Origin of the sequence: Caulobacter ginsengisoli, assembly GCF_030814835.1 — a bacterium.
Classification (GTDB): Bacteria; Pseudomonadota; Alphaproteobacteria; order Caulobacterales; family Caulobacteraceae; genus Caulobacter; species Caulobacter ginsengisoli.
The window spans coordinates 327,687-339,376 of sequence record NZ_JAUSVS010000001.1 but is presented as its reverse complement, the minus strand read 5'-3'; the positions used below and the strand labels follow the sequence as shown (position 1 = coordinate 339,376).

Sequence of the window (11,690 nt, the reverse complement as noted above, 5' to 3'; positions counted from 1 at the left end):
GAATTCTAAGCCACCCGCTAGTGCCGCGCGGCCATCGCCGCCAGCTTCCTCGGCTTCTTCCGCGCCCAGCGCTTCTGCGACACCCCTTCGGGCGCCCCATGCCGGTCCTCGATGTCCTTGAGCAGCGCATTGGCCGCCATCAGGTGCCCCGGGAAGGCCATGTCGATGATGCTGCCGGCGAACGGGATGGGGATCATGTCGCTGAAATTGTCGGCCAGGATGTAGGCCAGCATCCGGGTCATGGTCCCGGACGAGGCCTTGGCCCGGACGCCTTCGCCCAGCAGCATCAGCCCGGCCCCCACGCCATAGATCAGGCCCGCGCCCGGCACCCAGGCCAGGATGCCGTCCAGCCCCAGGCCGAACGGCCCAAGGCCGATCACCCGGTCGGAGAGGCGCTTGATCGTGTCGGCCGAGCGCCAGGCTCGGTGGGCCGCTTCTCTGCTCATGGGGAGGGAGCGTATATCGCCGTTAACGGTTCCGGCTAGCCCTCAGCCGAGGGGTGGGGTCTAGACCCCCAGGAACACCACCCGGCGCTTTTCCTTGCCGGCCCGGATGCGGGCCATCAGGTCGCGGTATTCGGCGCTGCCCATCACCAGGCCGCGGTCGCCCTCGAAATAGATGGTCTCGTCCATATGTTTGGTCAGCATGTCGGCCGCCCATTTGTGGCCGGTGAACAGGGAATCCACGATGGTGCCGAAGCCCTTGCCCAGATAGGGCGCCAGGGTGTCGAGGATCAGGATCATGGCCATCTCGACCATCACCATCGGCGCGGCCCGGGCCCGCAGCGCCTCATACAGCAGCGCCAGGCCGGCCAGGCCGCTATAGGCCGCGCCCAGCTGGGGGCTGACGCTCAGGACCGCGTCCAGGCCGAAGCCGAACGGGCCGATCTTGACCAGGCCGTCGCTGACCCGCTTGATCCGCTCGATGCTGTTGCGGACGTTGTTCAGTTCGATGTGCGACTTGGCGAAGATCATGCGAACCGTCTCCCGGCGGGACGCAAATGTCCTCGTCCGACCCCACTAAACAACAACCTTACCCCAGCCGGAAGGCCGCCGGGCCTCGATTCCCGCCAGGCGCCGCATCTTTACCATTCAGGATTCCCGTCACAGGAGAACCCTCGCCGTCCGGCGCGATTAGCCCTAATAGTCGAGGGTCATGAAGCCGGCGTCCACCATGCTGATCACCACCACCCCGTTCATCGAGGGCCGGCCGGTGCGCGAGTACAAGGGCGCCATCTACAGCCAGGCCATCCTGGGGGCCAACATCGTCCTGGACCTGATGGCCGCCATCCGCGACGTCATCGGCGGACACTCGCGGTCATATGAGCGCGTCCTGGCCAGGGCCCGCGAGGACGCCATCAAGTCGCTGATCAAGGAAGCCGAAAAGGTCGGCGCCAACGCCATCGTCGGCATGGACCTGGACTACAACACCGTCGGGCCGCAGGGGCAGATGATGATGGTGTCGGTGTCGGGGACGGCCGTCGTCATCTAGTCCGCGCCCTCCCCCGGCCGCTCCCCCGTCAGCTCATAGATCCGCAACCAGGCCCGGACCGCCGCAGCGGCCGGACCTGGCACGGGCAGTCCCGAGAACCACCGGGAAACCGACGAGCGGTCGACCCCCAGCCCCTCGGCGAGACGGGACATCCAGCCCCGCTCGCCGAAGAGGGCGATCGCCGCCCGCCGGAGTTCCTCGGCAGTCACCTCAGACCTGAGCCTCATGCTCGGCGATGAACCGAAGGACCGACTCCGAGAAGCCGTCGATATGGGTCCAACGCCCGTAGCCGACGCCGTTCTTGGCGCTGGCCACGTTGATCATGTAGGCCCGCGCGGCGACCGGATCGGGGACGGGATCCGACGATTGCTCGTCGGTGACCACGATCAGCCGCTCGTGCGGCAGGCGGTTCACATGCGCGACCGCCTTGCCCAGCTCCGTCCCGCCATGCGGCTGCGAACGGATCACGGCATCGACCCCGGCCATGCCGCGCCGCGGCGGAACCTCCACCACCCCGTTCGAGAAGGTGAAGACCCGCACGTCACCCGGCACGATGGAGGCCAGGGCCGCCGCCGCGTCGATCCGCTTCAGGTCCGACCGCTGCGACAGCTGCCAGTCCATCGAGCCCGACACGTCGACCAGCACGATGGTCCGGCCATCCGGGACGGGGCTTTCCAGCACCGTCTCGGTCAGGGCCTGGTCCAGCCACGGCTCGAACCGCGGCGCGGCCCGGGCCGCCGCCACATAGCGGAACGGCAGCACCCGCTCGGCCCCGCGCCGGGCCAGGATGGCGGCCTTGACCGCCTCCGGATCGACGCCGGCCTGGTCCATGTTGCGCAGGTTCCGCAACAGGGCCAGGTAGCCCAGCCGGTTCTCGGCCAGCAGCCGCTCGAACGTGGCCTTCTTGTCGGCCCCGCCCGAGAGCGCCACCTCCCAGGTGTCCGGCGATGGCAGGCCGCGCTCGGCGAGCTGCTTCCACAGGGCCGCCTGGGCCTCGTCCTTCGGCTTAGGGTGCGTCAGGAACAGGACGTCCCGCAGCCGCACCGGACCTTCCCGGTCGTACTTGGCCAGTTGGTAGGCGTCGAACTTGGCCAGGGCCCGGCCCAGGCCCAGCTTGACCTGCTTGGCCAGCGGCCGCTTGCCGCCCCGCCAGTAGAGGACCAGGAACTCACTGAGTTCGTCGGCCCGCTGGATGACCCGCTCGATGGTCTGGGCGGTCAGGGCGCCGGCCTTGCGCCGCGACAGGGCCACCAGCAGGATCAGCGGGGCGTGCCGCAGCTTGAACCGCTCGCGCGCCTCGACGGCCAGGTCGGCCAGGACCTGGACCTCGACCTCACCGGCCAGGGACTCGATGCGGTCGGCGATGGTCACGCCGCCCTCATAGAACTCGGTTTCCCAGAGCAGGCAGGACAGCACCGACCGGCGCAACGCCTGCTCGGCGGTCAGCACGACGGCGGGCGCCCCTTCATAGGTGACGGGGTTCTGGGTGAGGGGCGGGGCCCGACGCGAGAAGATGTTGAAACGCATGGCGCGCCTCCTTTCTGAGTGCAGAGCCGCGGCCCTGGGGAAAAACCCCGGCCGGCGGTCCTGTCGGGACCTCAGGTCAGGGCGGTGATGTTGAACCCGGATGGGGTCATCAGGCGTTTGTCCTTCGTGTCGAAGAGTCCCCGGCAACGCCCCGGAGACGGCGGGCTTATGACCCGGGCTGTTGCATAATGCAACAACAAAAAAGGGCGGACATTGCTGTCCGCCCTTTTCATTCGGGGAAAAGTCGATCCCGGAGAGGCGCTTCCGCCGGAACGTGTCAGCGTCCGGACCACGCGGAGCCTTGTGAGCTCCAGGCCGCCTTTCAGGTTGGAGACGAAGTATCCGAGGATCTGCGCCGCCGAAGAAGTCCAAGCCAGGATGGGGAACAGGCGGAAGCGGACTGGCCTTCCCACGAGGGGAAGCCCCACTGCTCTACCATCTGAGCTACGGTCCGGGTTGCCCCGGTCCGGCGGGATTCGAACCCGCGACCCGTGCGTTATGAGCGAAGTAACCGCGCCCTACGCCGCCATCCTGGCCTTTAGAGACGTCCCGGCAGGGAACAGGCGGACACGAAGACGTCCCTTGCGGGACCCACTGCTCTACCAAGCTGAGCTACAGTTCGGGTCGCCCCTCACTGGCGGGATTTGAACCCGCGACCGGTGGATTACCGATGAATTCGTGACCTACGCCGCTGCCGGGCCGGACTTGCGTCCGGGAAACCGTTGCCGGGGAATATTCGGGTGCGGAGTCCCCTCCATGGGAGAGGTCGTGGTTCAGACGAAGTAACCGCATCCTGCGCCGCCGGCGCCCCGGCGTTTGACGGCCGGGAGTGGGGAGATAGGCGGTGTTGTTGCATTATGCAACAAGAAAATGGGTCCGTGATGGGGAATTGTCGGAGGCGGGCATTAACCTGGCGCGTCTGCCTTTTCGCCAAGAGGTCGCCCTCTGACGGGACTCGAACCCGTCACAAACCAGGTCCCGAAGCAACCGCATCCTTCGCCGCCATCACGGAGGCGGGCGTCTAGACGACCTCCACCGCGCCCGCAAGCCGTGCGAACAGCGTTCTCCCTGCCTGTGGCGGGCTGGCCACAACGCCTCCGCCTGCTACAAGCCGCCCATGGCCGCCCCCATGGACCTCGCCAACCTCCACCCCCGCCTGATCGCCGGCGACCGCGCGGCCCTGGCGCGGGCCATCACCCTGGTCGAGAGCCGCCGCCCCGACCATCAGGCCGCCGCGCAAGCCCTGCTCGAACAGGTCATGCCCCGCACCGGCCGCGCCCAGCGGGTCGGGATCACCGGCGTCCCGGGCGCGGGCAAGTCGACCACCATCGAATCCCTCGGCTGCAACCTCACCGCCGCCGGCCACCGCGTGGCGGTTCTGGCAGTGGACCCCTCCTCCGGCCGCCACGGCGGCTCGATCCTGGGCGACAAGACCCGCATGGAGCGGCTGGCCGGCGATCCCAACGCCTATATCCGCCCCTCCCCCTCCGGCGGCGCGCTGGGCGGGGTGGCGCGCAAGACGCGGGAGGCGATGCTGCTCTGCGAGGCGGCCGGGTTCGACGTGATCATCGTCGAGACCGTCGGGGTCGGCCAGTCCGAGACAGTGGTCGCCGAGATGGTCGACATATTCCTGGTCCTGCTCATTCCCGGCGGCGGCGATGAGTTGCAGGGCATCAAGAAGGGGCTGATCGAGATCGCCGACCTGATCGTCATCAACAAGGCCGACAGCGATCCGAAACTGGCCGAGCGCTCGGCCAGCCACTACCGCGCGGCCCTGCACATCCTGACGCCGGCCTCGCCCGACTGGACCCCGCCGGTGCTGACCGCGTCCGGACTGTTGGGCCAGGGCCTCGACAAGCTGTGGTCCACCGTCGAGCGCCACCGCGAGGTGATGACCGCCAACGGCGAACGCCTGGCCCGCCGGGCGGAGCAGGACGCCCGCTGGATGTGGGCGATGGTGCACGAGCGGCTGGACGCAGCCCTCCGCGCCCACCCTGAGGTGGCCGACCTGGCGCCCCAGCTGGAGCGTCAGGTGCGGGCCGGCCGACTGCCCGCCTCAGCGGCGGCCGACCGGCTGCTGAAGGCGTTCGGGCTCTAGGCTTCCAGGAACCGCTTGGCCTGGGCCACCCAAGCGTCGCGCTCGGCGCGGCCCAGCAGCTTCAGATCCTTGTCCACCGCCGCCAGATCATCCGCCGTCCAGGCCGCGATCTGGGCGAAGGTGGTGACGCCACGCTCGGCCAGCGAGGCGGCCAGCTTGGGACCGACGCCGACCAGGCGGGTCAGGTCATCGGGGGTCACAGGCGCGACGGGCTCGGGGATCACGGCGGCGACCGCTTCTGCCACCGGCTCAGGCGCGGCTTCCACGACCGCGTCGGCGACCACTTCGACGGCCTCGACCGTGGCTTCGACCGTCTCGACGGCGGCCTCGACCACCGTTTCCTGCAGCGCGGTCAGCGCCTCGATATTGACCGGCCGCATCCAGCGGGTCGACCACCAGTAGGCCGCGCCCACGGCGGCGGCGCCGGCAAAGGCGAACCACAGCGGCGAGGCGGCGCCCAGCGGCAGGCGCAGGGCCTTGGCCGCGTCATCGGCGGTGGGGAGGGTGATTTTGTCCATGGCCTGTCTCCGGGCCGGCCCCGAGGCTGGGGAGGAAGCGGAGCCGGTTGTGCAATGCAACATAGCACGGTTTTTCATTTCGCAAATGCGAAAGGGTCAGCCCAGCCGCCAGACCTTAGCCAACCCACCCCTGTCGCCCAGGCGCTCGACGACCCAGCGGCAGACATCCTCCAGCGGGCCGATCAGGTTGTCCGGCGCCCCGACCAGCAGCATCGCACAGCCGTTCATCTTCAGCGGATCGATCAGCGGCCGCAGCCGCGCCTCGGCGACCAGCGCCTTGGCCCCCGTCCCCTCCACCCCGCGCAGCAGGGCGTCGAAGGTCTCCAGGTCCTTGAGCGGCAGCCAGACCGCCACCGTCGCGGCGGGATTCCTGGCCAGCACCGCCCGCAGCGTCTCGACGATATTGCGATAGTCGTCGCCCCGCTCGAACGGCGGATCGATCAGCACCAGGGCGCGCCCTTTCGCCGGCGTCTCCGCCGCCGCTGTCGCATAGCCGTCGGCCTGCCGCGCCTCCGCGCCTTTGGTCGGCGCCAGGGTCTGGGCCAGCAGCGCCTTGTCGTCCTCGCGCAGCTCGCAGGCGATGTAGCGGTCGCCCGGCCGCATCGCCGCCGCGATCAGCCTGGGCGAGCCCGGATACAGGTCCGCCCCGCCCATCGCCCGCACCGCCGCCTTCAAGCCATCGAATGCCGCCGGCGCGTCATCCGCCGCCATCAGCCGGGCGACGCCCTGCGCCGCCTCGCCCGAGCGGCGGGCCATCTCGCCGGTCAGGTCATAGCCCCCGGCCCCGGCATGGGTGTCGATGACCGTCAGGGGCCCGGGCTCGCCCGTCAGCCGCGCCAGCACCAGGGTCAGGGCGGCGTGTTTGACCAGGTCGGCGAAGTTGCCGGCGTGAAAGGCGTGGCGGTAGTTCATGCCCAGCCCGCTTACCGGAACCGCGCCGCCCCTGTCCACGTTGCCCGCTCACAGGGAGCCGGATGGACATGGCGCGCGACACTGTTGAGTTCCCCGCCGCCGCCGAGGCCGCCGGCCTCTGCTATGGCGACGACCGCGAGCCGGGCTACCGGCGCCTCCGCCACGGCAAGGGCTTCAGCTACCTCGACACTGACGGCAGGCCGCTCCGCGATCCGGACGAACTGGACCGCATCCGCGGTCTGGTCATCCCGCCGGCCTGGACCGATGTCTGGATCTGCCCCCTCGCCTGCGGCCACATCCAGGCGGCCGGTCGCGACCAGAAAGGCCGCAAACAGTACCGCTATCATCCGCAATGGCGGGAGGTCCGCGACGTCGGCAAGTACGACCGCCTCACCGCCTTCGGCCGCGCCCTGCCCCGCCTGCGTCGGCAGGTCGAGGTGGACCTGGCCCGCCGCGGCCTGCCGCGCGAGAAGGTCCTGGCCGCCGTGGTGCGGCTGCTGGAGATCACCCTGATCCGGGTCGGCAACGACGAATACGCCAAGGCAAACAAGAGCTTCGGCCTGACAACGCTCAGAAAGCGTCACCTGACGCTGTCGGGGCCGGGGCCATCTTCGAGTTCCGCGGCAAGAGCGGCAAGGTCCACAGGACGGGCTTCCGCGACGCCCGCTTGGCCCGGGTAGTGCGGGCCTGCCAGGATCTGCGCGGCCAGCGGCTCTTCCAGTACCGCGACGAGGCCGGCGCGCTGCGGCCCGTGGAGTCCAGCGACATCAACGACTACATCCGCGCCGCGATTGGCGAGGACTTCAGCGCCAAGGACTTCCGCACCTGGGCCGGCACGGTCTCGGCCGCCCGCGCCCTCTGTCTGCAGGACCCGCCGCAGAGCGAGGCCGACGCCAAACGCACGGTGGCCACCTGTATCAAGGCCGTCGCCGGCCTGCTCGGCAACACCCCCGCCGTCTGCCGCGCCGCCTATGTCCACCCGACCGTGATCGAGGCCTACAGCGCCGGCAAGCTGGACCTGAAACCGACCCGCGCGACGCGGCGGTTCGAGATGGCGGTGATCAGGATGCTGGAGGAGGCTTAGAATCCATTTGACTCTCCCATCCCGAATGAGAACAAATAGGGAACGGAGAATATCATGGTCAAGATCAACTACGTAGGCCTGGGCGACCCCAAGGCGCACTTCGAAGCTCTGGGCGAATATCGCCACAAGCTCTTGGAAATGCGCAAGAAACACCGCCCGTTCGGAACCGATTTCCTGATCCTGGACGCGGCGATCAAGGCCCTGGACACGGCGGCCTACCATTTCACCCGGGAGCCGGACTTCTACGCCATCAGGGTGGTGCAGAGCCTCAACAACCGGGCGGCGGGTTGATCGTCAAACGTGAGGGGCAGGTTTGAGCGTGGGATTAAACTGGAAAGGAAGAGAAGGCGAAGAAGAAGGGCAAGCGATCAGCGCTGACCTTGAAAACCTCGCGCGCGTGGTAATCGACGCGGGGCTTAAGGTTCACCGGGCTCTGGGGCCGGGGCTTCTTGAATCTGTCTATGAACAATGCCTAGCTCAAGAGCTAACCCTAAGAGGTATCTCGGTTGGGCGACAGGTAAGCGCACCCGTTTCCTACGAAGGCATAACCCTTGAAGGGGGTTACCGTATCGATCTACTCGTCGCCGACCAACTGATCCTGGAGATCAAAGCAGTCGAGGCGCTCTCGCGCCTCTATGAGGCGCAACTACGAACCTACCTGCGTTTGTCGTCGCGCCGTCTTGGATTCCTGATGAACTTCAATGTGGTGCTGTTCAAAGATGGCCTGAGGCGTATCTCAGTTTAGCGCGGGTCCTTGCCCTTCTTCTTCCCCTTCTCTTCCTTCCCAATTTAAAGCGGACTCGGCCGCCGCGAGACGGGTGGTGTCCAGGCAAGGCCGCAAAGCCGCTTTTCCCCTTCCCCCATCCAAACGCTCGTTTAAAGTGATCGCCAATCACATAACGAGACGGGGAGACCGATCCACATGGCTGGGACCAAACTGCGCTTCGGGGCCTTCATCGCCCCCTTCCATCCGCTGGGCGACAACCCCACCCTGGCGCTGGAGCGGGACATCGAGCTGATCCAGCACATGGACAGGCTCGGCTATGAAGAGGCCTGGATCGGCGAGCATCACTCGGCCGGCTATGAGCTGATCGCCAGCCCCGAACTGTTCATCGCCACCGTCGCCGAGCGCACGAAAAATATCCGCCTGGGCACCGGCGTCTCGTCCCTGCCCTATCACCACCCGCTGATGCTGGCCGACCGTATCAACCAGCTGGACCACATCACCCGCGGCCGGGTGATGTTCGGCGTCGGCCCGGGCGCCCTGCCCTCCGACGCCTTCATGATGGGCATCCCCGTCTCGGCCCAGCGCGACCGCATGGACGAGTCGCTGGACGTCATCGTCGCCCTGCTGCGCGGCGAGACCGTGACCAAGCATACCGACTGGTTCGTCTGCAACGAAGCCCGCCTGCAGATGACCCCCTACAGCCGCCCCTCGGTCGAGATCTGCGTCGCCAGCCAGGTCTCGCCCACCGGCGCCTATGCCGCCGGCCGGCATGGCGCGGGGCTGCTGTCGATCGGCGCCACCAATGCCGGCGGCTTCAATGCCCTCTCGTCCAACTGGGCCATCGCCGAGGATAAGGCCAAGGAAGCCGGCAAGACCATGGACCGCGGCGCCTGGCGTCTGGTCGGCCCGGTCCACATCGCCGAGACCCGCGAACAGGCCCGGGCGGACGTGCGCTTCGGCCTCGACAAATGGCTGTACTACTTCCGCGAAGTCGCCGCCCTGCCGCTGGCCCCCGACGACGGCACCGATCCGGTCGACGCCCTGATCGCCTCGGGCATGGCGGTGATCGGCACCCCCGACGACGCCATCGCCCAGGTCGAGCGGTTGCAGGCCCAGTCGGGCGGCTTCGGCGCCTTCCTGTGCATGGACCACAACTGGGCCGAATGGGACAAGAAGAAGAAGTCCTACGAAATGCTGGCCCGCTACGTCGCGCCCAAGTTCCAGGGCCTCAACGAAAACCGCGACGAGTCCCTGGGCTGGGCCTCGACCAACCGCCCGCGCTTCATGGGTGAAGCCATGATGGCCGTCGGGGCCCGGGTCGCCGCCCACATCCAGGACAAGGGGACCGAGAACATCCGGCCGGAGATCCTGGAAGCCATGGGGCTGGGCAAGAAGGAGTAGCAGGGGCCGGAGAGGATTGGCAAAAGCGCCGCCGCTCCCCAAGTTCACCGTATGGAACTTGCCGCCTACCTCGACCGCATCGGCCATGCCGGTCCTGTCCGTCCCGACCTCGCCACCCTGAGGGCCGTCCACCGCGCCCACCTGCTGGCCATTCCGTACGAGAACCTCGACGTCCAGTTGGGCCGGCCGCTGACCACCGACCCGGCCGCCGCCTACGCCAAGATCGTCGAGGGCCGACGGGGCGGCTGGTGCTACGAGATGAACGGCCTCCTGGGCTGGGCGCTCGGGGAGATCGGCTTCAACGTCACCCGCATGGCCGGCGGCGCGGTGCGGGTGCTGCGCGGCGAGGCGGCGGTGGGCAATCACCTGGTCCTGCGGGTCGATCTCGACCGCCCCTGGATCGCCGACGCCGGCTTTGGGGACGGGCCGCTGGACCCCTATCCCCTGGAGGCGGCCTCATTCGCCAGCGCCGGTTACGACTTCCGGCTCGAACTGCAGGAAGACGGCTGGTGGCGGCTGCACAACCACCCCGCCGGCGGCGCGCCCTCCTTCGACTTCCGCTCGGCGCCGGCCGATGAAGCCCTGCTGGCCGACCGTTGCGACTGGCTGCAGACCTCGCCGGAGTCCGGCTTCGTCCAGAACGCCGTCGCCCAGCGCCATCGGCCCGACCGCCTGCTCATGCTGCGGGGCCGGGTGCTGCGGACGGCGACGCCGACGGGGACGCAGGACCGGCTGATCGGCTCGGCGGACGAGTATGTGGCGATGCTGGCCGAGGACTTCGGGCTGGACCTGCCGGAAGCGGCGGACCTGTGGCCGAAGATCGTGGCGCGGCATGAGGTGGTGATGGCCGCTCAGGGTTAAGGCCGCACCAGCACCTTCACATGCGCTTCCGGATTGCGCAGGTCCTCGAACGCCCCGGCCACACCGTCCAAACCCACCTCGCCGGTGATCATCGGCGCCACGTTCAGCCGTCCCTCGGCGATGTCCATGAGCGTCTCGGCGAACTCCTCGGGCGTGTAGCCCAGCACGAACTTCAGCTCGAGCTGCTTGTTGATGGCCAGGGACGGCTCGATCCTGTCCGCCTCCATGCACACCCCGGCCACCACGATCTGCGCCCCCGGCGGACAGCCCTCGATGACGCTCTGCAGCACCCCCGGCGAGCCAACGCATTCGAACACCACCGAGCGGCCCTTCAGCTGGCCGGTCATCCGGGCCACCGCGTGCTCCATCAGGGTCGCCGGCACCCCGAAATCGGCCCAGCGGGTATGGGGCGAGGCGTCAGCGGGGTTGACCACCAGGTCTGCGCCCAGCACCTCCGCCATCTTGCGCCGGCGGGGGCTGAAGTCGGCGGCGATGACCGGGCTGTGCCCCTTGAGCTTCAGCGCCGCGATCACCGCCAGCCCCACCGGCCCGCAGCCCAGCACCAGGCAGACGCTGCCGCTCTCGATCGAGGCCTGCGCGACGGCGTGCGCCCCGACGGCCATCGGCTCGGTCAGGGCCGCGTGCTCGGTGGAAAGGCCATTGGGCACCTCCAGCAGCATCGGCTCGCTGAGGATCATCCGCTCGGCGTAACCCCCTGGCAGGCTGTTGGAATAGCCAATGGCCTCAAACCCGGCCGGCCCGAACGCCACCGGCATCGAACAGACCCGCGTCCCGGCCTTGAACCGCCCGCCGCCGGGGCCGTGGTCCAGCACCTCGGCGCAGAACTCGTGGCCAAAGACGATGTCCTGGTCGGGCTTGAGCCTGTCGCCGCCGCCGGCCCGCCGGGTCATCTCCACCATGTGGTCGAGATAGTGCAGCGCATGCAGGTCCGAGCCGCAGATGCCGCAGGCCAGGGTCTTGACCAGGGTCTGGCCAGGGCCGGGCTCCAGGTCGGCGATCTCATCACAAACCAGCTTGCCGGCCCGGCGAACAACTGCGCGCATCAACTCT

Annotated in this window: 15 protein-coding genes; 8 read left to right on the top strand and 7 right to left on the bottom strand. The window is 68.4% G+C overall.

What is annotated here, in order from left to right:
* Window positions 1–17: 17 nt before the first annotated feature.
* A complete protein-coding gene (locus QO010_RS01620; protein WP_307345052.1) occupies window positions 18–446 on the bottom strand; it encodes a DUF4112 domain-containing protein in 429 nt (142 codons plus the stop codon).
* Window positions 447–506: 60 nt separating this feature from the next.
* The gene (locus tag QO010_RS01615; protein WP_307345050.1) at window positions 507–974 is read right to left on the bottom strand and encodes a DUF4112 domain-containing protein; all 468 of its coding nucleotides are present in this window, start codon (window positions 972–974) and stop codon (window positions 507–509) included.
* 199 nt (window positions 975–1,173) lie between these two features.
* Between QO010_RS01615 and QO010_RS01610 the strand changes: the two genes are divergently transcribed.
* Entirely contained in the window at window positions 1,174–1,491 is a 318-nt protein-coding gene (locus QO010_RS01610; protein WP_307347034.1) for a heavy metal-binding domain-containing protein, read from the top strand.
* On the opposite strand, the gene QO010_RS01605 is transcribed toward QO010_RS01610, so the two are convergent.
* Complete coding sequence (locus QO010_RS01605) at window positions 1,488–1,718, bottom strand: heme oxygenase-like domain-containing protein (protein WP_307345047.1); 231 nt, start codon at window positions 1,716–1,718, stop codon at window positions 1,488–1,490. The two genes, QO010_RS01610 and QO010_RS01605, sit on opposite strands and share 4 nt — an antisense overlap.
* Window positions 1,702–3,018 carry a vWA domain-containing protein gene (locus QO010_RS01600; protein WP_307345043.1) on the bottom strand — a complete coding sequence of 439 codons (1,317 nt, stop codon included), beginning with the start codon at window positions 3,016–3,018 and terminating at the stop codon, window positions 1,702–1,704. The genes QO010_RS01605 and QO010_RS01600 overlap by 17 nt, the downstream gene beginning before the upstream one ends.
* A 1,117-nt stretch (window positions 3,019–4,135) precedes the next feature.
* Between QO010_RS01600 and meaB the strand changes: the two genes are divergently transcribed.
* The gene (gene meaB, locus QO010_RS01595) at window positions 4,136–5,116 is read left to right on the top strand and encodes a methylmalonyl Co-A mutase-associated GTPase MeaB (RefSeq protein WP_307345040.1); all 981 of its coding nucleotides are present in this window, start codon (window positions 4,136–4,138) and stop codon (window positions 5,114–5,116) included.
* Here the strand turns inward: meaB and QO010_RS01590 are convergent.
* Complete coding sequence (locus tag QO010_RS01590; protein WP_307345037.1) at window positions 5,113–5,634, bottom strand: helix-hairpin-helix domain-containing protein; 522 nt, start codon at window positions 5,632–5,634, stop codon at window positions 5,113–5,115. The two genes, meaB and QO010_RS01590, sit on opposite strands and share 4 nt — an antisense overlap.
* A 96-nt stretch (window positions 5,635–5,730) precedes the next feature.
* A complete protein-coding gene (rlmJ, locus tag QO010_RS01585) occupies window positions 5,731–6,546 on the bottom strand; it encodes a 23S rRNA (adenine(2030)-N(6))-methyltransferase RlmJ (RefSeq protein ID WP_307345034.1) in 816 nt (271 codons plus the stop codon).
* A 68-nt stretch (window positions 6,547–6,614) separates the two neighbouring features.
* Between rlmJ and QO010_RS01580 the strand changes: the two genes are divergently transcribed.
* The 6 genes from QO010_RS01580 (at window position 6,615) to QO010_RS01555 (ending at window position 10,619) form a co-directional block, all read left to right on the top strand.
* A complete protein-coding gene (locus QO010_RS01580; RefSeq protein ID WP_307345032.1) occupies window positions 6,615–7,226 on the top strand; it encodes a DNA topoisomerase IB in 612 nt (203 codons plus the stop codon).
* Entirely contained in the window at window positions 7,214–7,630 is a 417-nt protein-coding gene (locus QO010_RS01575) for a hypothetical protein (protein WP_307345029.1), read from the top strand. Before QO010_RS01580 ends, QO010_RS01575 begins: the two co-directional genes overlap by 13 nt.
* A gap of 54 nt (window positions 7,631–7,684) precedes the next feature.
* A complete protein-coding gene (locus QO010_RS01570; protein WP_307345028.1) occupies window positions 7,685–7,921 on the top strand; it encodes a hypothetical protein in 237 nt (78 codons plus the stop codon).
* A 28-nt stretch (window positions 7,922–7,949) separates the two neighbouring features.
* Entirely contained in the window at window positions 7,950–8,375 is a 426-nt protein-coding gene (locus QO010_RS01565; RefSeq protein WP_307345024.1) for a GxxExxY protein, read from the top strand.
* Between the two features lie 177 nt (window positions 8,376–8,552).
* A complete protein-coding gene (locus tag QO010_RS01560; RefSeq protein ID WP_307345021.1) occupies window positions 8,553–9,758 on the top strand; it encodes an LLM class flavin-dependent oxidoreductase in 1,206 nt (401 codons plus the stop codon).
* A 51-nt stretch (window positions 9,759–9,809) separates the two neighbouring features.
* Window positions 9,810–10,619 carry an arylamine N-acetyltransferase family protein gene (locus tag QO010_RS01555; protein ID WP_307345018.1) on the top strand — a complete coding sequence of 270 codons (810 nt, stop codon included), beginning with the start codon at window positions 9,810–9,812 and terminating at the stop codon, window positions 10,617–10,619.
* On the opposite strand, the gene QO010_RS01550 is transcribed toward QO010_RS01555, so the two are convergent.
* The gene (locus tag QO010_RS01550; RefSeq protein WP_307345015.1) at window positions 10,616–11,683 is read right to left on the bottom strand and encodes a zinc-binding dehydrogenase; all 1,068 of its coding nucleotides are present in this window, start codon (window positions 11,681–11,683) and stop codon (window positions 10,616–10,618) included. The two genes, QO010_RS01555 and QO010_RS01550, sit on opposite strands and share 4 nt — an antisense overlap.
* Window positions 11,684–11,690: the final 7 nt, after the last annotated feature.